Genomic DNA, 19,035 nt, shown 5'->3' with positions numbered 1-19,035 from the left:
AATGGCCCGTCACCTTGTAGTCGGCAACGGCAAAATGCTGGTCAATCTTGACGACCATTGCTATATTCGCGATATCTATTATCCTTTCGTCGGTCAATTGAATCATGTGGGAGGACAACCGTGCCGGGTCGGCCTCTGGGCCGGCGGCGTCTTCCGCTGGCTGGACGACCCGGGATGGCGAATCCGGCTCGATTATGCGGAAGATGCGCTCGTTTCGGATGCCGTGGCCCGGCACGACGGTCTCGGCGTCGAGCTGCTGATGAACGACGGCGTGCACCAGCGCGAATGCCTTTTTTTGAAGCGGGTGGTGATCCGCAATTTATCGGACGAAACGAAAGAGTTTCGTCTGTTTTTCCATCAGGACCTGACGATCGACGGGACGGAGATCGGCGATACGGCGGCGTATTATCCGGATAACGGCACGGTGTTTCATTACAAGCGTTCTTCCTATTTCATGTTCAACGGCTTCTCGGACGAAGGCGGCATTAGGCAATATTCAACCGGGATCAAACGGTTTAAATCCGCGGAAGGGACGTGGCGCGACGCCGAAGACGGAACGCTGATGGGCAACGCGATCGCCCAGGGCTCCGTCGACAGTGCGATCGGGCTGCATGCGACGGTGCCGGCCGGCGGGGAGAAGACGGTCTATTACTGGATGTCGGCCGGCGACAGCCTGGAAGAGGTGAATCGGCTCGACCGGTATGTGCGGGACCATCATCCCGGCAAGCTGCTGGGACGAATCGCGGTTTACTGGAAGCAATGGCTGCGCCGGTCGTCGCCGGACTTCGGCGACCTGCCGCAGGAGGTGATCCGGCTGTTCAGGCGCAGCCTGCTTGTCGTCCGGTCGCAGACCGACGAACGGGGGGCGATCGTCGCCGCGAACGACACGGACATTCTGCAGTACAACCGCGATCATTACAGCTATATGTGGCCGCGGGACGGGGCGCTGATCGCCGACGCGATGTCGGCGGCCGGTTACGACAGCGTCGTGGCGCCTTTTTTTCATTTTTGCGCCCGGGCGCTGACTTCCGAAGGGTATTTGCGTCACAAATACAACCCGGACGGCACGGTCGGCTCCAGCTGGCATCCGTATCAGATGCAGGGCGCCTCGCTGCTGCCGATTCAGGAAGACGAGACGGCGCTGGTGCTGCTTACGCTCAGACGCACTTATGAGCGGAACCGGCTGATCGAGCTGCCGCAGTCGCTGTACGGCAAGCTGATCCGGAAGGCGGCTGCTTTTCTGTGCGGCTATATGGAGCCGGAGCTGTCGCTGCCGAAGCCGAGCTACGACTTGTGGGAGGAACGTTACGGTATCTGGACGTACACGGCTGCTTCGGTATACGGCGGACTGGCGGCGGCCGCTTTCTTCGCCGGCCTGTTCGGCGACGACGAGCGAAGAGAGCGGTACGAGCGGACGGCGGAAGCGGTGAAATCGGGCATTATGACGCATCTGTGGGACGAAGGCGCGGGCCGGTTCGCCCGCGGACTCGTCAGGCGTGACGGCCGTTGGGAGAAAGATTTGACGCTCGACAGCAGCTTGTTCGCCTTGACGGCATTCGGGGTGCTGCCGGCCGATGACGGGCGGGTCGCGCAGACGATGGCCGCGGTCCGGGAAGGGCTGCGGGTGCGGACGGAGGTCGGCGGCATCGCGCGCTACACGAACGACGGCTACTTCCGGCAATCCGGCGACGTCGGGCGGGTTCCCGGCAATCCGTGGATCATCTGCACGCTGTGGATGGCCGGCTACGAGATCGAAACGGCACGCTGCCCGGACGATCTGGAGGAGCCGAAGCGGGCGCTGGAGTGGGCTGTACGGCATGCGCTGCCGAGCGGCATACTGCCGGAGCAGCTGCATCCGTTCGACGGCTCGCCGCTATCAGTTGCACCGCTGACGTGGTCGCACGCGACGTTCGTGCACTGTGTTACCCAATATGTACGCAAGTATGCCCAGCTGTCGCGCGGCACGCACGAACCGGGAGTTTGAACGATCGGGAGAAGATGCGCGTTGGTGTGCGTTTTTGCACGCATGACCGCCGTCTGTTCGGGATACGTACCGGGAGTTTTGACACGTATGACCACCGTCTGTCCGGATAACAGGCCGGGAATTTTTGCACGCATGTCTGCCGTCTGTCCGGGTACGAACCGTGAGTTTTGGCACGCATGACCGGCGTCAGTCCGGATAACGGACAGGGAGTTTTGGCACGCTCCCCCCGGCATGCCGTTTTTCCGTTACAGACCGCCCGCGGTTCTGGTATAATGCGGATAAACGAGCTGACACCGAAAAAGGGGCTGTGGACAGATGCTGAAAGGAATATCCAGTTTGCTTACACCGGAACTGCTGAAAATTTTGATGGAGATGGGCCATGGCGACGACCTCGTAATCGGGGACGGCAATTTCCCGGCGGCCAGCCATGCGCAGCGTCTCGTTCGTCTGGACGGTCACGGCGTGCCGGCCGTATTGGATGCGGTGCTGTCCGTATTCCCGCTGGATCAGTACGTGGAGCGGCCGGCGGGCGTCATGGCGGTCGTTCCGGGCGATCCGGTCGTTCCGGTTATATGGGATACGTACAAGGAGCTGGTCGCCAAGCACGAAGGCAAACCGGTGGAGTTCGAAGAAATCGAACGGTTTGCGTTCTACGAGCGCGCCAAAAAGGCCTATGCGATCGTCGCGACCGGGGAAAGCGCGCAGTATGCCAATATTATATTGAAAAAAGGCTGCGTGCTGTAACGGTAGCGGTGCCGCGTTCGATTGTCGGATGCGACCGCAGAGGCGCCTCTTCCCCAACAGGCAACTGCTCCCTTAGTCCGTAAGGATGGGGGCGGTTGCTTTTTTTATTGGTTCGCGGGTCTGGGAACGCCGCCGGCCGGCCCGAAATGTTCTGGGGTGTTGTCCCTATTTACATTTTAGCGCTCTTACCATCACAATATGAGAAATCAGGAAATAAAAGGAGGGGTAAGACGTGAAACGAAGATTGCGGCATCGAATGCCGCGCCGATTGAGCGCCAATTCGCCTTCCCGATGGCTGCTGCCCGCGCTGTCCCGCCTGCTCGTCGCTGCGCTTTGCGGCATGCTGGGGTTGCCGGGGCTGGCGGCCGCAACCGGGAATGCCGCCGAGGCCGACGGTCCGAAGTTGTCGGTCCAGGCACCGTCCGGTCTGGTGGAGAAGACGTTCTATGCGGACGTATATGTCTATTCCGTTTCGCCGATCGCGGAAGTAACGGCGATCATCGGAGATCGTACGACCGCATTGCAGAAACTTCCCGGGTCATGCGGCTTTTCCTGCCGTTACGGCGGCTTTATCGATTCGGGATTGGATACGACTCCCGGCACGGTGAAAGTCACATACCGGGCCGTAGACGTGGACGGATTGGCGGCGACGGCTCAGCATACCTACGGCGTCGACATGAAGCCAGTCGTGATGCCGGTGTCGCCGCTGCCTTATGCGGTAGCGGACCCGGAGCTCGCGCTCGATCTGTCATGCGCCGACGATGACGAGCCGGGCTGCGTTCTTGTCACGGTGAAGGTAAATGCGAGCAAAGTCGCGGAAAGCGTGTACGGCATTCATGAAACCGTTAACATCGGCCAGCGGGACAGGAGGCAACTGCGGCTGAACATCGAGGCGAAAGATTCCGCGGGGCAGACGACCTATCATTCGTTCCCGTTTTATGTGGAATCCGGATCGGAATTGACCCGCAAGGCGCATGCCCGCGGACTCGTGCTCGATCATGACGATACCCGCCTCCTTTACTGGGACGCCTATTACCATCGCCTTATCGTGCGCGACCTGATAACAAGCGAGGAAGAAACGCTGCCGTTTCCCGTTGCGGAAAACCGGGACCTTCACGTCTTTTTGACCCCTGACGGCGTGATGGGCGGCGCGTTCGACGCCACGGGCTTTCCGCTTCCGGACGGTTATTACGAGAAAGGGCTCGATCCTATGGGACGCTATCTTGTTTTCGAATGGAAGCGGGGCAGCTTGACGGAGATGGCGGCCGCAAGCATTCTCGTGAACGGAGATTTTGCCGTCTTTCTGGCGGATGACGGCAGCTCGTCCGGCCCGAAACCGCTCGTGCTGCGCAACCTGAAGACAGGGGACGAGACGACGGTGGATGTCATAACAGGCGCGGATTGCGAAATATCGGCGGACGGCACATTGGTATATGCCAAGGGCGGGCAAATTTATCTATATCGCGCAGGAGACGCCGAGCCGTCGGCGCTGACGTCGGACAAGCAGTACAGACATTCTTGGCCGCGCACGGACGGACGGTTGGTCGTCTATACGAAAAGGCTTGCGACGAGCGACGAATCGACGATCGTGCTGGTCGATACCGGCGGTGATCCGGCGGAGAGCGAGCTTGGCCGGACCGAAGGATATCCGAAAGATTACGCGGTCGCGTACGGATGGGTCGCATTCAATCGGATGGCCGAGAACGGGCAGCGTCAGCTGTGGGTGCGCTCCCCGGAAGGCGCGGAGGAGCGGTTGACCCCGACGAGTACGGCCCAAAGTCGCGTGGATTCGCTGGCCCCGAACGGCGACGTCACTTATATTTACAACGGAGAGTTGATGATCAGCCGGCTCGGTCCGGACGGCCGCGAGCCGTCGAAAAGTTTGACGCTTGACAAAGCCCGGTCGTTCTGGCGCAACGGCTGGCAAATCTACCTGGGAGCGGCCTGGTACGGACTGAACGATGACGGGCAGCCGCCTGTCAAGCCCGTGCGCCTCGAAGCGTCGCCGGTTTCGGCCGAGCTTTTCCCCGGCGAAACGGTGTCCGTAACGGCTTCCGTCTATATGTCGGATGGGACGCGGACCGATGTGACGGCTCGGACGGCATTCCGTTCGTCCGACCCGGAAGTCGCCTCGGTCGGTGAGGACGGAATCGTCAGGGCGCTGTCGCCGGGCCATACCGAGATCGCCTTATTATACGAGGGTTTGACGGCTTCCGCCGTCGTTGAGGTGAAGAAGGACCTTCCGCCCGATACGCCGCCCGGCGATCCGGCCGATCTGAATGATGACGGCAACGTCGATGTCCGCGATCTGATCGCGTTTCTGAAAGCGATCGGCACTTCCGCGGACGATCCGCACTTTATACCGAAAGCCGATTATGACCGGGACGGCCGCATCGGCTCGGACGACGGCATCACGTTCATCCTGCTGTACCGCAACGCGGTGCTGCGCCGCTAATAGACGGCTTTGCCGCACAGGCGGCGAAGCGCCGCTGAAAAATAAAGTCAGCCTTGCCCGGTGGGGAGGCTGACTTTATTTTCACGCATGCGTTTTTCCGGTTAGAAGAAACAGGAACGCAGGATAATGACCAGCAGGATGAAGAGTACGAGAATGACACCTGCACTCGTCCAGATGCCGCCGACGCCATGTGGTGCGCATCCGTATCCGTACCCATCATGAGCTCCTGCTACATATCCGCCGTTTGGATAATTACTCACAGTACATACCTCCTGAAATTGGAATGTTGTGATGTAGGAACCACACTTTATAGTATGAAGGAGGGGAGGAGTCGCTATGGACGTTTGTACCGTGTCGAATGCATTTACGCCAATGCCTATTCTGCATTGCTTGCCGATCGGTCGGGCGGATCAAGAGGCGTCACATCCGTCCGGGAACCGTCCGGCTGGTACGGCGATTGCCAAAACTGGCGAATATGCTTGATGCGCGATTCGGCAACGGCATTCCCGGTATTGCCTGCCTGAAGGACGGAGGAAGTGCTGATCGCGATGACGCGAACGCACCCGACCTCGATAGTCGGTGCCATGTTGTTTCGCTCTACGATTACCCCATCGCCGTAACCGGGATACAAGGTCGGCAGCGGGCGGGCGAATATCGGATACGATTCGAAATAAGGTTCGTCCGCCGCGTTATGGTCCGCCTCCCGTTGCACGGCCAAAGCGTTTGATGTCAAATATTCGCTGGCGACATCGCCAATCTGGATAACGGACGACAAGGCGGCGTCGATGACCCGGATGCTGCCGATGTCGGCGGTTCGGATGGGCGCCCCGAACGCGTTCAAGCCGTTCCCGCCTGGTTCCCGACGCGGCTGCCGCCGAAACGACCTGCGGCTTTGTGGCCGTCGCACTCCTCGGGAATCCGCGCTTCATCTGCGGATTGCGGTCTGCTTTCTTCCGGCAGGCTAAGCGGGGCGAACGGGCCGACAAAAATCGATTCGGGCGGCGTGTCAAACATCGAGAAAAGGGTGTACGAATCGGTATCGCCGATCTGCAGCACCGAGGAAGCCGCGACGCCGAGCACCTCGATTTCGCCGACACATAGCGCGTGGTTCGTAATCGTAACGTTCATGAAGCATCTCCTTCATCCTGTTGTTCCGGCGGCTGCTTCAGCCGCAGCAAATATTGACGCATGGCCGTCTCGCAGTCGCGAATCGATTTGGCGGCGGCGTCGTGAATGATCGCATCAGGCACCGCCGTTCCACCGCCACTATGGCTTGCGTTCCGCAAGTAATATTGGATACGGGCAGGCATCTGCCGGCGTATATCTTCGATAATAATCCGCCGATGATGCGGATCGAGCGGTATGCCCAGCTCGTTCTCTATCGCGGCAATTCGCTGCGACGCTTCATCCTGCAAATAGCGTTCGACAATGTCGCGAACGTTGGTATAGTATGATGGCGTCGGCTGAACGGCGCCGGGACCGGCGGACGGGAACGAATAGGTCCCAGGCTTCGGCGCCGTTCCCGGGATCGAGAATTGATCGACGCCCGGCAGCGATTCCTCGCCCGGCGACTGCATGCCGATATTCAGTGTTCCTTCCAGTTTCTCGACCTTCAACTGGTCAAAATGGTATTCCAATCTTTCGATGCTGTAATGAGGCTTTTGATCCGCCGCATCCATTCTTGCCGCAAGCTCTTTCAATTCGCGCTCGAGACAGGCGATCCGATCTTCCTGTTCCAGAATTCGCCGCTTGGTCTCTTGCGCCCATGCATACCAAGCGTCCCAATTAAACCCGTATGGCAGCTGCATCGAATGTCCTCCTCTCGATCCGTCGCGCCGGGATTGTACGCTAGCCAGGTTATGTCGGACTCGGAAGCGGCACGAACGAGATTGGCGACGGAGCGCCAAACTCTGGCGCAGGCGCCGTGAAGCCTCCCGTGTTGTACAGCTGGGAGAGCGATCGCAGGGATCCGGCGCTGCCGACTTGCAGCACGGACGAGTTCGAAATGCTTTCCACGCGCAGCTGCTGAATCGTAATATGTTGGTAAACGGTCAAATTCATACGATGTTCCCAGCCTCGGCAGCAACTTTATTGTTGGATGAATCCTGCACATCCGGGTCTATCGAGTTCGTCGCGCTGACCGCGCTGTTCGAATTGGCCAGGCTGCCTGTCAGGAATGAACCGGCGCCGGCGAACGTCTTGGAGGTGCTGTTCGGCGAAATTTGCAGCGCGTCTCCGAAGTGCACGATAGAGCCGGAACCGACATTGACGATATTGACAAAGCCGACGACCGAAGGCATGAGGTCACTCCTTTGCTCCCATTCCTGTAACTCGTTTCTATATCATATGCGGGCGTTCGCCCAGAGGTTCCCGGCGGCTCGGGGAGGTATGCTTCAGCGGCGGTTTTCTCCGTCGAAACGGGCACGGAGCCGGACTATGATCGGAGCGGCCGGGAAAGTAGCCCTTGTTTCCATGACCGCATATAGTAATGGGTAAACGTGAAGTCCGGAGGTGTAATCGAGGTGTCGTCCAAATGGGAGGATCTGGAGCGTTGGCTTGAGGGGCAGCGGCTGCCCAAAGGCTTCGAACGGCTGCGCGAACCGGATTGGGTCGAAAAATTCGTCCGCCATATGATGATCAAAGCGATGCCGGGCGTCGCAGCGTCGGCGGGCTTCGGACAATCTCCGGCCGAAGTGTTCGAAACGCATCACTTTGTCATCGTCAAATTTCCGCTGCCGGCCGATGCCGTGCCCGAACGGCTTCGTCTTCTCGTGCGCGAGGATCGGCTCCGGCTGGAAGGTTTGCCCGGCGACGAACGAAAGACGATCAAGCTGCCCCGCGCCGTACGTCCCCGGATGTCGCGCGCGCTGCTGCGGGAAGGCGTCCTGCAGGTGAAGCTGCGCAAAAAACCGGTCGACCCCGTCTATGAGGAAATACCGATCCGGTGGTAACCGTCACCGGACCGCCGCTGGCATATTGTCGGGTTTTCCCTTATAATTTCAGATAGGCTGCAATATTTTGGTTGCCGCACATGCGTGCGGCAAACTGGACAAGGGAGTGTATCGAGTGACGCTGGTTGACGTGAGCGACGTCTCCGCCGGGCTTTTTATTCTGGGGGCCGTGTTCATCCTGCTCATATTCGGGCTGCTGAGCCTTGGCATACTACGGATGTTCCAGCTGCGCTACCGCGCCGGCTGGCTTTGTTTTGCCGGGGCCGTTGTCAGTTCCGCCGTCTTTTATATTCTGTTGGATCAATGGTACATATAGTCGGTTCGCCCGCGATCCCGCTTCGTCTTTTTTGGACGAGGCGGGATCTTTTTTGTACAAGATTTTTGATTTTTTTTGTTTATAACCGGTATTCAAAATGACAGCGTTATGATAAGATGTATTCAAGCGTAAAACCAAAATAACAAACATAAACAAAAAAGACAAAAGGTGAGGAGCAACCGAAATGGCACAATATCTTTGGGACCCGAAACGGGCGGCGGAGCTGACGGGAGGACTCGACGAGCTCGTCTACCGCTCCAATCTGCTCGGAACCGACCGCTCGGTCTGCAATTGGGGAGGCGGCAACACCTCCATGAAGACGGTGGTCAAAGATTTCCGCGGCCGCGACATCGAAGTGATGTGGGTAAAAGGCAGCGGGTCCGATCTGGGGACGATGAAGGCGCAGCATTTCACCGGATTGCGGATGGATGATATCCGTCCGCTGTTCGAGCGCGAGGATATGACCGACGAGGAGATGGTCGCGTACCTCGCGCACTGCATGATCGACAGCAAGCATCCGCGCGCCTCGATCGAGACGCTGCTGCACGCGTTTTTGCCGTTCAAGCATGTCGATCATACGCATCCGGACTCGATCATCAGCCTGTGCTGCACCGATAACGGCCGCGAGTTGGCGAAGGAGATATTCGGCAGCCGGTTCGTTTGGGTGCCCTACATCCGTCCCGGCTTCAAGCTGTCCAAGATGATCGCCGAAGGCGTGCTGGCGAATCCGGACGCCGAGCTCGTGCTGATGGAGAAGCACGGCCTTGTCACCTGGGGGGAAACGTCGGAGGAAGCGTACCGCAAAACGATCGACATCATTAACGAAGCGGAGCGCTACATCGGCAAGCGTGTGAAGGAGGAAGCGCTGTTCGGAGGCGCGCGCTATTCTTCTCTCGCTCCCGAGCGGCGCCGCGAGCTGGCCGCCGCCGTCATGCCGGTCATTCGCGGCGCGGTCGACGACGGCCGGAAGATGCTCGTGTCGTTCGATGATGCGGACGACGTGCTGCAATTCGTCAATTCCCGCGACGCCGCGCAGCTGTCGCAGGTCGGCGCAGCATGCCCGGACCATCTGGTCCATACGAAGCGCGTCCCGCTGTTTGTCGACTGGGACCCGGCAACGGGCGACGGGGAATCGCTGCGCGCGGCGATCGTCGCAGGAATTGAACGGTTTAAAGACGAATACAAACAGTATTTCGAGCGCAACCGGAATGAAGGCGACGTCATGTCCGAAGCGGCTCCGCGCGTCATTCTCGTCCCGGGTGTCGGCATGTTCAACACAGGGAAAAGCCGGGCGACGGCGCAGATCAGCGGCGCGTTGTATCATCGCGCGATCGCGGTCATGCGCGGCGCAACGACGCTCGGCCGCTTCGTATCGCTGAACGAGAACGAATCCTTCAACGTCGAGTATTGGCCGCTTGAGCTGTATAAGCTGACGCTGGCTCCGCCGGAAGCCGAATTTTCGCGCCAGGTCGCGTTCATTACCGGCGGCGCGGGCGGCATCGGCAGCGCAACGGCCCGCCGTCTCGCGGCGGAAGGCGCCCATGTCGTACTGGCCGATCTCAATTTCGAAGGAGCGCAGCGCGTCGCCGACGAACTGAACGCCGCATTCGGCGAAGGCCGCGCGCTGGCGGTCAAAATGGACGTCACGAGCGAGGAGCAGGTGACGGACGCATTGGCCGCGACGGCGCTCTATTACGGCGGGGTGGACATTCTCGTCAACAATGCGGGCCTTGCCACCTCGAGCCCGTTCGAGGAGACGTCGCTCAAGGAATGGAATCTGAACATGAACGTGCTCGGCACCGGGTATTTCCTTGTGGCGCGCGAAGCGTTCAAAATGATGAAGCAGCAGGGCACAGGCGGCAGCATGGTGTTCATCGCCTCCAAAAACGCCGTATACGCCGGCAAGAACGCGACGGCCTACAGCGCGGCGAAAGCGCTGGAGGCGCATCTGGCGCGCTGCATTGCGGCCGAGGGCGGGGAGCACGGCATTCGCGTCAATACGATATTGCCGGATGCGATATTGCAAGGATCGGCTATCTGGAATTCCAATTGGCGCAACGAGCGGGCGGCCGCATACGGCGTAGAGCCCGATCAGCTGGAGGAATATTACCGCAAGCGGACGACGCTGCTCGTCAATATTTACCCGCAGGATATCGCCGAAGGCGTGGCGTTCTTCGCCTCCTCGAGGGCGTCGAAGACGACAGGCTGCATGCTGACGATCGACGGCGGCGTGCCGGCGGCATTCACCCGTTGACCGGGAGCTGACCGGAACGGGCATCGAATTTCAGCCGGAGGGCCGGGCATCGGCCCTCCCCATTCGCGAGAGGAGGCAACGATCGATATGGAAGAGAAAGGCCACGCGCGCAAGGGCGGCGAAACCCGGTGGATTATACCGGACGGCTATATTCCGCCGATCAGCAGCGGCGAGCTGGAAAGTCACGAATCGATTTGCGTGCTGAACACAAGCGACAAGGACGCCCGTCTGCAGGTGCATATTTACTTCGAAGACCGTCCGCCCATGGAAGGCGTTCAGGTCACGATTCCGGCGAAACGGACCGTTCATGTGCGGACGTCGACCTTGTCGAAAGACGGAGCGTTTATTCCGAAAGGGGTGCCGTACGCGATGGAAGTGGAAAGCGATATCCCCGTCTATGTGCAATACAGCCGTCTTGACGCGACGCAGCCCGCCAATGCGCTTATGTCCGTTATCGCTTATCCGGTACGATAACCCGGCTCATTAGGAGAGGAGAATGACGATGAACGATCGCGCCTACGCGTTGTTTGAAGAGCAGCAGAAAAACCGCGGCATCGACCTCGGGAAAGTCAGGGAAAAGTTGAAAGCGCTTCGGATCGAAACGCCGTCGTGGGGATACGGCGACTCGGGCACCCGGTTCAAGGTGTTCAGAAAAGTCGGTGTTCCCCGCAATCCGTTCGAGAAATTCGACGATGCCGCCGTCGTGCACCGTCTGACCGGCGCCTGTCCGTCCGTCGCCATCCACATTCCGTGGGACAAAGTCGACGACTACGACAAGCTGAAGGCGCATGCGGAAGCGCTCGGCCTGTCGATCGGCGCCGTCAATCCGAACTTGTTCCAGGAAGACGACTACATGTTCGGCAGCGTGACGAACTCGAATGCGGCCGTCCGCCGCAAAGCGACCGACCATTTGCTCGAATGCGTCGATATTATGAAGGCGACCGGCTCGAAATATTTGAGCCTCTGGTTTGCCGACGGCACCAACTACCCCGGCCAGGCCGACATCCGCAAGCGGAAAAATTGGATGTACGAAGCGTTGGCCGAAACGTACAAGGCGATGGAGCCCGATATGAAGATGCTGATCGAGTACAAATTTTTCGAACCGGCGTTTTATCATACCGATCTGGCGGATTGGGGCATGGCCTACAACATGGCGCTCAAGCTGGGCGAGCAGGCGCAAGTGCTGGTCGACACCGGCCATCACGCGCAAGGCACGAATGTCGAGCATATCGTCGCCTATCTGCTTGACGAGCAGCGTCTCGGCGGCTTCCACTTCAACAGCCGCAAGTATGCGGACGACGATCTGATCGTCGGGGCGATCCATCCGTACGAGCTGTTCCTTATTTTTTACCAGATACTCGAAGCGTCGGCCGACGCGAATCCGGGCGTCCGCCGCAATGCGGACGAAATCGCCTACATGATCGACCAGAGCCACAATATCGAACCGAAAATTCCGGCTATGATCCGTTCGGTGCTGAACGTTCAGACGCAATACGCCAAGGCGCTGCTGATCAATCTGGACGAGGTGCACGCCGCCCAGGAAGCGCAGGACGTCATGGCCGCCGAGGATGCGGTGCGCAGCGCGTTCGAGATCGATGTCACGCCGCTCCTCGTTTCGATTCGCGAAGAATTGGGACTGCCGGCCGATCCGATGAAAGCGTACCGCGAAAGCGGCTATGCCGAGCGGATCGCGTCGCGCGGCGTTGGCGGTGCAAGCTGGTGAAGGCGCTTGCGATTGACCTGGGAGCGGGCAGCGGACGGGCGGTCGTCGGATCGATCGAAGAAGGGCGGATCTCCGTTCGCGAGGCGCACCGTTTTCCGAACGAGCCGGTCGCCGTCGGCAACCGGCTGTACTGGGACATTTTGCGGCTATACCATGAAGTCAAGCAGGGCATTCGCCTTGCCGTCAGGCAGGAGGACGGATGTATCGGCAGCATCGGAATCGACAGCTGGGCCGTCGATTTCGGCCTTATTTCCGCCAGCGGGGAATTGCTCGGCAATCCGTATCATTATCGCGACGCCCATACGGCGGACGCGATCGCCGAGGTGCTGGCGCTGCCAGGGTTGTCGGAGGCCGAAGTGTTCAACCGGACCGGCATCCAATTTCTGAACTTCAATACGATCTATCAGCTGCACGCGCTCGTCCGCGACGGCAATCCGGCGCTGGCCAAGGCCGAGCGCCTGCTTATGATTCCCGATTTGCTGCGGTATTTCCTGACGGGGGAGATGCACAGCGAATTTACGAACACGACGACGACGCAGCTGTTCAATCCGATCCGGGGGGATTGGGACGACCGGCTGATCGGCGCGATCGGCATCGACCGGAAGCTGTTTCTTCCCCCGGTTCAGCCGGGAACGCGGGTCGGACGGCTGCGGCCGGAGGTGACCGCAGAGCTTGGCGTTCCGGCCATACCGCTAATTGCAGTCGGCGAGCATGACACCGCTTCGGCGGTGGCGGCCGTGCCGGCGCTTGACGAGCATTTTGCCTATTTGAGCTGCGGCACCTGGTCGCTGATGGGGACCGAGGTCCGCGCTCCGGTTATCACCGACGAGGCAAGGGCGATGAATTTTACGAACGAAGGCGGAGTCTGCGGCACCTATCGGCTGCTGAAAAACATTATGGGGCTGTGGATTTTGGAGGAATGCAAGCGGCGGTGGGAGAAAGAACGGGGGGATAGGCTCGATTACGCGGAGATGCTGGCCGCGGCCGAAGCGGCGCCCGCGTTTCGTTCCTTCATCGATCCCGACGACGGCCGGTTTCTCCATCCGCCCGACATGCCGGAAGCGATCCGGTCGTACTGCCGCGAGCGCCGTCAGCCGGTGCCGGAGTCGATCGGCGAGACGGTTCGTTGTATTTTGGAAAGTCTGGCGTTAAAATATCGGTATGTGCTGGAATGTACGGAACGGCTGACCGGCAAAACCTATAAAGGTCTGCATATGGTTGGCGGCGGCCTGCGGAACGAGCTGCTCTGCCGTTATACGGCGGCCGCGCTCGGCCGGCCGGTCTGGGCGGGGCCGACCGAAGGCAGCGCGCTTGGCAATTTGGCGGTGCAGTGGATCGCGACGGGCGCCATCAAGAACATCGCCGAAGCGCGGGCGATGATCCGGGCGTCGTTCCCGGTCCGCACCTATGAGCCCGCCGACAGGGAAGCATGGACCGAGGCGTACCGGAAATTCGCGGCGTTATTGGCATTAGCGTAGAATGAAGATGCAAAGGGATGAATGAGGATGTTGGCAGCCGAACGATATGCTAGAATCGTCCAGCTGGTGAACGAGCGCGGCAGCATGCGGGTGACGGAGCTGAGCGAGCTGTGCGGGGTGACGGAAGAGACGATTCGGCGCGATCTGGATCGGCTGGAGCGGGAAGGCAAGCTGCTGCGCAGTCATGGCGGCGCGATCAGCATCAAGACAGGGCAACCGGAAACGCCCTACAATGTGCGGGAAGTGACGAATGTCGAGCAGAAGAAGCGGATCGCCGCCGCGGCGGTGGCGTATGTCGAGCCGGGCGACAGGATCGCGCTCGACGCCAGCTCGACCGCCTGGTACATGGCGGCGGCGCTTCCGGATATTCCGCTGACGGTGCTGACCAACTCGATCAAGGCGGCGCTCGAGCTTGCCGGCAAGGAACAGATTCAGGTCATCTCCACCGGCGGCATCCTGTCGCCGCGCTCGCTGTCGTATCAAGGGCCGCTGGCGGAAGCGAACCTGGCGAACTATCACGTCGACAAGGCGTTCATATCGGGCAAGGGCGTCCATCCCGAATGGGGCGTCAGCGAGTCGAGCGAGCTGCAGGCGAACGTGAAGCGGAAGATGATCGGTCTCGCGGACGAGGTTTATGTGCTGGCGGACTCCAGCAAATTCGATGTTAAGGCGTTCGCCCTTATTGCGCCGATCGCCAAGGTCGATCGCGTCATTACCGACAGCGGAGCCGATCCCGAGGCGGTCGCACGGCTGGAACGCCAATCGGTCCATGTCATACAAGTGGAGTAGCGTTCCCGGGAACGGCCGGACGATGCCGCCGTCCCGATCGCGAAAGAACCTCCGTCCTCTTCGGCCGACAGGCGGGAGGCAGAGGTTCTTCGTTATTGCGGCATCGGCGTCGGGGTCGGACTGCCGGCTTTGCCTTCGTATGTCGCGTCGATCCGGTCGCGTATCTCCTTCACGCTCTTTCCCTCTTTTTGCAACAGCGCGCTCTGCAGCGCAATTTCCAGACAGATGCCGCATCGCGTGCCATGGTCGTCCCATACGACAGAGCCGTCTTCCGCGATTTCATGGATGAAGCAGTTCAGATTGCTCTTGTGCCCGGCCGATTCCCCGCAGCCGCAGTAACAGGGGATCCACTCGAGCAATTCGGCATGTTCGGCCGCCACTTTGTACACGTCCGCAATTTCCTGGCGCTGTCCGCTCAGGAAGGCCGGAAGCTGCCGGGCCGAAGCCGTCCGCTCTTGCAGGTCGCCGTTCGGCAGCTGATGCGTGCCGTGATCATGCGCTTCGCCGTCCGCCTGTCGGCCGGTCTGCGCGCAGCCGGCCGCCAACGCCGCGGCCAGCATCAGCGCAAGTACGGCCGCCGGCCTTACGCGGCAAAAAGCGCGCGCCGCGGCAACTAACCGATCGTACATCACATGCTCCCCTTCCGATCTTGCAATTGTAGCCGTTATCCGCTAAAGTCAAGTTTAGTTCATTATGGGGACATTGTCCATTTGCGTTGTTCGACAAAATGGTGACAGGAGGCCTTGGCGGCATGTGGACACAAATTTGGTTCTGGACGAATTGCGTGTTCGTCGCTTTTCTGATTGTTTTTTTGTTCTCCCATCGGGCCGTTACGGAAGCGCGCCATGCGGGGGAAGGGGAAAGCTGTCTGCACAAGCTGAAAGTAAGGAGACGGATATTCGGCACGGTGGCCGCGGTCGCGTTCGTGGCGATGACGGCCAGTTTTCTGATCAATATGCGCCTGAACGGATAAGCCGTATTACGGTATGCGGCTGCGGCCGATCGTGTCAAAAGACGATCGGCCGCTTGCATTTTTTGGAAAGTAAAATGTGTCGATTTTATGACGATATGTCGATTTTGCGCAACTTTCATCCTGTCATTTCGTTGAATTGTCAGGCATCGCAAACGCGCCTTCCGAATTCGGGGGCGCAATCGTCAACACGGAAGGAGCCTGAAATGAAATCGTCGTACAAGTCTAGATCGTTTAAATGGTTGCTCGCAGCTTCGCTGCTCTTCTCGCCGGTATCGGGATTGTCCGGCCAGGCGGACGCGGCGGGCGCGTACACGGACAAGCTCGTTTTGCAGCAGAACAGCAAGGTGATGGTACATAACGGACGGCAAACGCTTGCCCAGCAGCCGCTAACCGCCATCAAGGGGGTGTCTTACCTCCCGCTGAAGTCGATCGCATCTCTGTACGGATACAAAGTAGGGTATAACGCATCTTCCCGCGAAGCGACGGCAACGCTCGGCGGCAAGACGATCCGCTTTAAACTGAACAGCGCCGATGTCTGGGTCGGCAGCGATAAGGTGAAGGCGAACGGCGCCACGATGTCGCAGAACGGTTCGACGATGGTGCCGGTGCGCACGTGGGCGCAAATTACAGGCAGCAGGCTGTCCGTCAGCGGCGGCAGCATTACGCTGCAGTGGAGCACGCTGCCGCAAGCCGATTTTGCCGTTTGGCCGAGTGAAATTATTGCCGGCAAAACGCAAGTGACGTATCTCGACCGTTCGTACCATCCGGGCGGATTGAACATTGTGAACGAACGTTGGGAGAACCGGCAAACGGTTTTCAGCACGCCCGGCCAATACGTCGTCACCCGCTGGGTGCAGGACGAGCGGGGGCAGTGGAGCGAGCCGTATTCGGTTACCGTTACGGTCAAAGCGCCGAACCAGCCGCCTGAAGCGTATTTCACCACCGACAAAAGCGTGTACCGGATCGGCGAAAAAATCGAATACCACGATTTGAGTACGGACGACCGCAACGATATCGTCAGCCGCAAATGGTCGGGTAACGAACCGGCGTTCTTCGAGCCGGGAGAGAAGCTGATCACGCTCGAAGTAACCGATGGCGAAGGATTGACGGATCGAATTACGAAGTCGGTCTATATTTCGGATGAGGTGCTGTACACGAAAGAAGAATTCGACCAGCTGTTCACCCCCGCAGGCGAAAAATACGGGATCAGCGGCGGTTCCGTTCTGCAAATCCCTTCCGTTCCGTATACGTTCAAATCGGAAAAGGCGCAGATGGTGCGCAGCAACAGCCCGGAAACTTGGCTTGAGGAAGGGATCGCCTACGACGACCAACTGTCCGGCAACGTCCGTTTTCTGTTTCACAATTTGAATAAAATCGGCCGCAACGTCAATATGTATCTTGTCGCCACGAACATCAACAGCACGACGGCCAAGGTCGGCACGAGCAGCTACGGCAGCGGCGGACCGACGCAATATGTGTCGACGGCCGGCAAGCTGGCGACGGACCGCTACATGCAGTCGCTCGTCTCGAAGCCGGCGACGGAATGGACGACGCTGAAGCCGGGCGAATCGAAGGTGATCATGCACGGTCTGCACAGCGTGCCGATCAAGCCGAATCAGGTGTTCTCGGCTTACGGCGACGTCGTGACCGACAAGCTGATCCGTTTCCGTGTCGTCGTACTGGATCCGGCCAAAGATCCGGTTCAGGAGCTCGACTCGCTCTCCGTTATGCCGCGCGACGGCCTGCACGTTCGCGGAACGTTCTACGAAGCGAACCGCGAGCTCGTCATTACCGAGCCTCTCGGCTACGAGCCGAAGCGGGTCGTGCTTGGCGACCGCAAGATGGACACGTATCTGAGCGGCATCGACGGCACGACCGGCCGCCTGGAGCTGAACCTCGGCAACTTCGGCGTGCTGTATCATATGAATCTGGAGGTCGCGCCGCGCACGCTGATCGCGCTCAACGCCCGCGGAGGCCATTATGCCGGCTCGTTCATCATCAACGGCCAGGTTGTCCCGGTTACGAAGAACAGCATTCTGAAAAACCAGAATGAAGCGGCGGTACTGTACCGGACCGGCAATTCGCCGGAGAACGTCTCGATTACGTTCATCCTCGCATCGGGGAGCAACTTGCCGGTTGCGATGCTGTTCCTGCCGATGCCGGAGGAGCGCCGGTAAATAAGCCGGTAAATAAAACAGGATGCAAAGAGGGCTGACCGATTCGCAGATAGCAAATCTGCGATCGGTCAGCCTTTTTTTTTCGGGATGCCGTATACGATCAAGGAAGAACGATATCGACTTCCCGCTTCAGCTCGGCGGAACGGATAACGCCGTCGATAATCGCCTGCTGGATTAAAATTTGCTCGCCCGGAATCGGCGCCGGCCGGCCTTCGCGCACGGCGTCGACGAAATCGCGGACCTTCTCGCGGAACAGATGGAGATTATGCTCGATCAGCGGTACAGGAGTAACGGTCTGGCGGTTCATCCAATCATGGTACAGCTTGATTTCGCCGACTTTGCCGTCCCACACGCCCGACCAGTTGCCCGTTCCGAACGGCGTAATTTTCAGGCCGGCGTCCGTTCCGAGAAACATCGTCGCGCCGAGGGAATCCATATGCATCGCCCAGGAGATTTTGAAGTGCAGCACCAGATCGCCCTCAAAGCGGATGAGCGCCACGCCGAAATCCTCCACCTCGAAACGGTCGGCCTCGGGATGGTAAAGCGGATTGCGGCCAAAGTAGTTGGACGTATAGGCCGAGACGGTCAGCGGCTTCGGATAATCGAGCGCGTAGAGCGCCATGTCGAGCGAATAGCAGCCGATATCGGCCATCGCGCCGGCGCCGGCCAATTCCTTGCGGATAAACGTGCCGCCAGGCATCCCCCGCCTACGTCCGCCCCCCGTCTCCACATAGTACACCTTGCCAAGCTTGCCCGTTTGCACAATTTCACGAATGAGCTGCATATTCGGATCGTAACGGGGCTGAAAACCGATCGTCAGCATATTTCCCGTCTCGCGGGCGGCTTGCGTCATTTCGATCGCCTCGGCCAGCGTAACGGACATCGGTTTTTCCAGCAGCACCTGCTTGCCGGCGCGCAGCGCGTCGACTGTCGTACGGTGGTGCGAAACGTTCGGCGTGCAGATGCTGACGCCGTCAAGATCCAGTTCCAGCAATTCGCGGTGGTCGGCGAAGGCTCGCGCGCCGGCGAGGCCGTGGCGTTCGATAAACTGTTCGGCTTTGCCGGGCACAATGTCGGCTACCGCGACAATTTCCACGTCCGGAAGCTCTTTGTACGCCGCAACGTGGGAACCTGCGATGCCGCCGCTGCCGATAATGCCGATACGCAACGTTTTCGTCATGAACGAAACAC

Annotated in this window: 19 protein-coding genes; 12 read left to right on the top strand and 7 right to left on the bottom strand. The window is 59.5% G+C overall.

Annotation, left to right across the window (positions count from 1 at the left end; genetic code table 11):
- Position 1 precedes the first annotated feature (1 nt).
- The 3 genes from ABEV74_RS08420 (at position 2) to ABEV74_RS08410 (ending at position 5,183) form a co-directional block, all read left to right on the top strand.
- Entirely contained in the window at positions 2-1,984 is a 1,983-nt protein-coding gene (locus ABEV74_RS08420) for a glycoside hydrolase family 15 protein (RefSeq protein ID WP_430145085.1), read from the top strand.
- 315 nt (positions 1,985-2,299) lie between these two features.
- Positions 2,300-2,728, top strand: coding sequence for an RbsD/FucU family protein (locus ABEV74_RS08415; RefSeq protein ID WP_062493358.1), 429 nt, complete (start codon positions 2,300-2,302; stop codon positions 2,726-2,728).
- A gap of 232 nt (positions 2,729-2,960) precedes the next feature.
- On the top strand, positions 2,961-5,183 hold the full coding sequence (locus ABEV74_RS08410) for an Ig-like domain-containing protein (protein ID WP_430145082.1): 2,223 nt from the start codon (positions 2,961-2,963) through the stop codon (positions 5,181-5,183).
- A 376-nt stretch (positions 5,184-5,559) separates the two neighbouring features.
- Here the strand turns inward: ABEV74_RS08410 and ABEV74_RS08405 are convergent, their stop codons facing one another.
- From ABEV74_RS08405 to ABEV74_RS08385, 5 genes are read right to left on the bottom strand one after another with little or no spacing between them, the layout of a single operon-like run.
- Positions 5,560-6,024: a spore germination protein GerPE gene (locus ABEV74_RS08405; RefSeq protein ID WP_430145079.1), complete on the bottom strand. Its 465-nt coding sequence runs from the start codon at positions 6,022-6,024 to the stop codon at positions 5,560-5,562.
- A complete protein-coding gene (locus ABEV74_RS08400) occupies positions 6,021-6,311 on the bottom strand; it encodes a hypothetical protein (protein WP_062493355.1) in 291 nt (96 codons plus the stop codon). Before ABEV74_RS08400 ends, ABEV74_RS08405 begins: the two co-directional genes overlap by 4 nt.
- Positions 6,308-6,991 carry a spore germination protein GerPC gene (gene gerPC / locus ABEV74_RS08395; RefSeq protein ID WP_213527196.1) on the bottom strand — a complete coding sequence of 228 codons (684 nt, stop codon included), beginning with the start codon at positions 6,989-6,991 and terminating at the stop codon, positions 6,308-6,310. Before gerPC ends, ABEV74_RS08400 begins: the two co-directional genes overlap by 4 nt.
- 49 nt (positions 6,992-7,040) lie before the next feature.
- Positions 7,041-7,244, bottom strand: coding sequence for a spore germination protein GerPB (locus ABEV74_RS08390; protein WP_430145075.1), 204 nt, complete (start codon positions 7,242-7,244; stop codon positions 7,041-7,043).
- Positions 7,241-7,483, bottom strand: a complete 243-nt coding sequence (locus ABEV74_RS08385) for a spore germination protein (protein ID WP_430145072.1) — start codon at positions 7,481-7,483, stop codon at positions 7,241-7,243. Before ABEV74_RS08385 ends, ABEV74_RS08390 begins: the two co-directional genes overlap by 4 nt.
- Before the next feature lie 222 nt (positions 7,484-7,705).
- On the opposite strand from ABEV74_RS08385, the gene ABEV74_RS08380 reads away from it, so the two are divergent.
- From ABEV74_RS08380 to ABEV74_RS08350, 7 genes are all read left to right on the top strand, one after another.
- The gene (locus ABEV74_RS08380) at positions 7,706-8,134 is read left to right on the top strand and encodes an Hsp20/alpha crystallin family protein (RefSeq protein ID WP_062493351.1); all 429 of its coding nucleotides are present in this window, start codon (positions 7,706-7,708) and stop codon (positions 8,132-8,134) included.
- Between the two features lie 115 nt (positions 8,135-8,249).
- The gene (locus ABEV74_RS08375) at positions 8,250-8,450 is read left to right on the top strand and encodes a hypothetical protein (protein ID WP_062493350.1); all 201 of its coding nucleotides are present in this window, start codon (positions 8,250-8,252) and stop codon (positions 8,448-8,450) included.
- 184 nt (positions 8,451-8,634) lie between these two features.
- Positions 8,635-10,704, top strand: coding sequence for a bifunctional aldolase/short-chain dehydrogenase (locus ABEV74_RS08370; protein WP_062493349.1), 2,070 nt, complete (start codon positions 8,635-8,637; stop codon positions 10,702-10,704).
- A gap of 87 nt (positions 10,705-10,791) precedes the next feature.
- Positions 10,792-11,178, top strand: coding sequence for a sensory rhodopsin transducer (locus tag ABEV74_RS08365; protein ID WP_062493348.1), 387 nt, complete (start codon positions 10,792-10,794; stop codon positions 11,176-11,178).
- Positions 11,179-11,206: 28 nt separating this feature from the next.
- Entirely contained in the window at positions 11,207-12,427 is a 1,221-nt protein-coding gene (gene rhaI / locus ABEV74_RS08360; protein WP_430145069.1) for an L-rhamnose isomerase, read from the top strand.
- On the top strand, positions 12,424-13,905 hold the full coding sequence (locus ABEV74_RS08355; protein ID WP_430145066.1) for a rhamnulokinase: 1,482 nt from the start codon (positions 12,424-12,426) through the stop codon (positions 13,903-13,905). The genes rhaI and ABEV74_RS08355 overlap by 4 nt, the downstream gene beginning before the upstream one ends.
- Before the next feature lie 27 nt (positions 13,906-13,932).
- Positions 13,933-14,694, top strand: a complete 762-nt coding sequence (locus ABEV74_RS08350; RefSeq protein WP_213527189.1) for a DeoR/GlpR family DNA-binding transcription regulator — start codon at positions 13,933-13,935, stop codon at positions 14,692-14,694.
- Positions 14,695-14,786: 92 nt separating this feature from the next.
- On the opposite strand, the gene ABEV74_RS08345 is transcribed toward ABEV74_RS08350, so the two are convergent.
- Positions 14,787-15,323: a PCYCGC motif-containing (lipo)protein gene (locus tag ABEV74_RS08345; RefSeq protein ID WP_430145064.1), complete on the bottom strand. Its 537-nt coding sequence runs from the start codon at positions 15,321-15,323 to the stop codon at positions 14,787-14,789.
- Between the two features lie 122 nt (positions 15,324-15,445).
- On the opposite strand from ABEV74_RS08345, the gene ABEV74_RS08340 reads away from it, so the two are divergent.
- Together ABEV74_RS08340 and ABEV74_RS08335 are read left to right on the top strand one after the other, a co-directional pair.
- Positions 15,446-15,667 (top strand): hypothetical protein, encoded by a 222-nt coding sequence (locus tag ABEV74_RS08340; RefSeq protein WP_430145061.1) that lies wholly within the window; start codon positions 15,446-15,448, stop codon positions 15,665-15,667.
- Between the two features lie 203 nt (positions 15,668-15,870).
- Positions 15,871-17,844: a stalk domain-containing protein gene (locus ABEV74_RS08335; protein WP_430145059.1), complete on the top strand. Its 1,974-nt coding sequence runs from the start codon at positions 15,871-15,873 to the stop codon at positions 17,842-17,844.
- A gap of 100 nt (positions 17,845-17,944) precedes the next feature.
- On the opposite strand, the gene ABEV74_RS08330 is transcribed toward ABEV74_RS08335, so the two are convergent.
- Positions 17,945-19,024 (bottom strand): Gfo/Idh/MocA family protein, encoded by a 1,080-nt coding sequence (locus ABEV74_RS08330; RefSeq protein ID WP_062493342.1) that lies wholly within the window; start codon positions 19,022-19,024, stop codon positions 17,945-17,947.
- Positions 19,025-19,035: the final 11 nt, after the last annotated feature.

Origin of the sequence: Paenibacillus cisolokensis, assembly GCF_050481165.1 — a bacterium.
Taxonomy (GTDB): Bacteria; Bacillota; Bacilli; order Paenibacillales; family Paenibacillaceae; genus Paenibacillus_AH; species Paenibacillus_AH cisolokensis.
This window is presented reverse-complemented; position numbering and strand designations above follow the sequence as displayed.

What these genes read in the sequence shown, in the direction of transcription:
- ABEV74_RS08340 (WP_430145061.1), top strand. Translation starts at nt 15,446, where the DNA reads ATGTGGACACAAATTTGGTTCTGGACGAATTGCGTGTTCGTCGCTTTT.
- ABEV74_RS08335 (WP_430145059.1), top strand. Translation starts at nt 15,871, where the DNA reads ATGAAATCGTCGTACAAGTCTAGATCGTTTAAATGGTTGCTCGCAGCT.
- rhaI (WP_430145069.1), top strand. Translation starts at nt 11,207, where the DNA reads ATGAACGATCGCGCCTACGCGTTGTTTGAAGAGCAGCAGAAAAACCGC.
- ABEV74_RS08345 (WP_430145064.1), bottom strand. Translation starts at nt 15,323, where the DNA reads ATGTACGATCGGTTAGTTGCCGCGGCGCGCGCTTTTTGCCGCGTAAGG.
- ABEV74_RS08400 (WP_062493355.1), bottom strand. Translation starts at nt 6,311, where the DNA reads ATGAACGTTACGATTACGAACCACGCGCTATGTGTCGGCGAAATCGAG.
- ABEV74_RS08370 (WP_062493349.1), top strand. Translation starts at nt 8,635, where the DNA reads ATGGCACAATATCTTTGGGACCCGAAACGGGCGGCGGAGCTGACGGGA.
- ABEV74_RS08365 (WP_062493348.1), top strand. Translation starts at nt 10,792, where the DNA reads ATGGAAGAGAAAGGCCACGCGCGCAAGGGCGGCGAAACCCGGTGGATT.
- gerPC (WP_213527196.1), bottom strand. Translation starts at nt 6,991, where the DNA reads ATGCAGCTGCCATACGGGTTTAATTGGGACGCTTGGTATGCATGGGCG.
- ABEV74_RS08420 (WP_430145085.1), top strand. Translation starts at nt 2, where the DNA reads ATGGCCCGTCACCTTGTAGTCGGCAACGGCAAAATGCTGGTCAATCTT.
- ABEV74_RS08385 (WP_430145072.1), bottom strand. Translation starts at nt 7,483, where the DNA reads ATGCCTTCGGTCGTCGGCTTTGTCAATATCGTCAATGTCGGTTCCGGC.
- ABEV74_RS08330 (WP_062493342.1), bottom strand. Translation starts at nt 19,024, where the DNA reads ATGACGAAAACGTTGCGTATCGGCATTATCGGCAGCGGCGGCATCGCA.
- ABEV74_RS08390 (WP_430145075.1), bottom strand. Translation starts at nt 7,244, where the DNA reads ATGAATTTGACCGTTTACCAACATATTACGATTCAGCAGCTGCGCGTG.
- ABEV74_RS08415 (WP_062493358.1), top strand. Translation starts at nt 2,300, where the DNA reads ATGCTGAAAGGAATATCCAGTTTGCTTACACCGGAACTGCTGAAAATT.
- ABEV74_RS08350 (WP_213527189.1), top strand. Translation starts at nt 13,933, where the DNA reads ATGTTGGCAGCCGAACGATATGCTAGAATCGTCCAGCTGGTGAACGAG.